Below are 1,585 nucleotides of genomic sequence, written 5' to 3'. Positions count from 1 at the left end.
AGCTTGATCTTTAACCTCGCCCGTCACCCGACCTGCTGATCTTGGTTTGTTCCTGAGACAGCAGGACGGCCGTTCTTCACGCTTCGAGGTGTCGAGCAACGTCGCGTGAAGGAACGGCCGCTGGTGAAGAGTCTCGTCCCTGAACAGTTCGCTGACGCCGCGCTGGGCGTCCTGTCCCACTTTCGTGTCGAGTTCTACGACTGCCTTTACAGCCGGGCGGATGCGCTCTTCGAGCTCACCGACGCGGTGCTGTGTGCCGATGGTCCGGTCACCTCGCTGGTCGAGCTGACGCTCACGGCCGAGCACCGGCGCGGGCACGGGGCGATGTACGACGCGGTCAACCACGGCTGGCTGGAGCCGCGCCGCCTGCGCAGGCTGCTGGCCTCCACCCCGCTGCCGCGTGCCGCCGACGGGCGGATCGTGCTCGCGGTGGATGTGAGCAACTGGCTGCGTCCCGACGCCCCCACCAGCCCGGATCTGCTGTTCTGCCACGTCTACGGGCGGGGCCGCAGCGCGGATCAGTTCATCCCCGGCTGGCCCTACTCCTTCGTTGCCGCCCTGGAAACAGGACGCACCTCATGGACCGCCGTGCTGGACGCCGTCCGGCTCGGGCCTGCCGACGACGCCACCGCGATCACCGCCGCCCAACTCCGCGATGTCTTCACCCGGCTCGTGCACGCCGGGCAGTGGCGGCCCGGCGATGAGGACATCCTCATCGTCATGGACTCCGGCTACGACGTCACCCGTCTCGCCTACGTCCTGGCGGATCTGCCCGTCGAGCTCGTCGGCCGGCTGCGTTCGGACCGGGTGATGCTCCGCGATGCAGGCCCGCGCCGATCGACCCCGCGCGGCGGGCAGCCCCGCAAGCACGGCGGTGTCCTGACCTTCGCCAAACCGGACTCCTGGCACACCCCCGACCAGGCCACGATGTGCGACACCAGCCGCTACGGCCGGGCCGAAGCGTTCGCCTGGGACCGGATGCATCCCCGTCTGACCGCCCGCGGTCCCTGGCTTGACCACTGCGGTGAACTTCCCTTGATCCACGGCACGTTGATCAGGCTGAAGGTCGAGCACCTCCCTGGCGACCGCGACCCGAAACCGGTGTGGCTGTGGTCCTCGCGCACCGGCATGACCAGTCAGGATGTCAGACTGCGCTGGCAGGCGTTCCTCCGCAGATTCGATCTTGAACACACCTTCCGGCTGTTCAAGCAGACCCTCGGCTGGACCGTTCCCAAGGTCCGCGACCCCGCGACCGCCGATCTGTGGACCTGGCTGATCATCGCGGCCCACACCCAACTCCGCCTCGCCCGCCCACTCGCCGAGGACTTGCGTCGGCCCTGGGAACGGCCCAGCGAGCCACGTCGGCTGACCCCGGCCCGGGTCCGCCGGGGGTTCCGCCACCTCCGCGCGAAGACCGCCCGTCCTGCGGGTGTGCCCAAACCCTCCATGCCAGGCCCCGGACGCCCACCCGGCTCCAAGAACCGCAGGCCAGCCCCACGCCATGAGCCTGGGAAGACCGTGAAACGAGCCGAAACCCTCACCGAACATATCCGCCTGAAACGGAAGCGAGGATAAATACCAAGCT

The 1,585-nt window shown here is 68.5% G+C and carries 1 protein-coding gene; it reads left to right on the top strand.

Annotation, left to right across the window (positions count from 1 at the left end; genetic code table 11):
- Positions 1-123: 123 nt before the first annotated feature.
- Positions 124-1,575 carry an NF041680 family putative transposase gene (locus ACIRFL_RS43820; RefSeq protein ID WP_404041364.1) on the top strand — a complete coding sequence of 484 codons (1,452 nt, stop codon included), beginning with the start codon at positions 124-126 and terminating at the stop codon, positions 1,573-1,575.
- The last annotated feature ends 10 nt before the right edge of the window (positions 1,576-1,585 follow it).

Origin of the sequence: Streptomyces sp. NPDC102462 (assembly GCF_044765425.1) — a bacterium.
Taxonomy (GTDB): domain Bacteria; phylum Actinomycetota; class Actinomycetes; order Streptomycetales; family Streptomycetaceae; genus Streptomyces.
The sequence above is the reverse complement of the archived record's forward strand: the minus strand, read 5'-3'. Positions and strand labels throughout refer to the sequence as shown.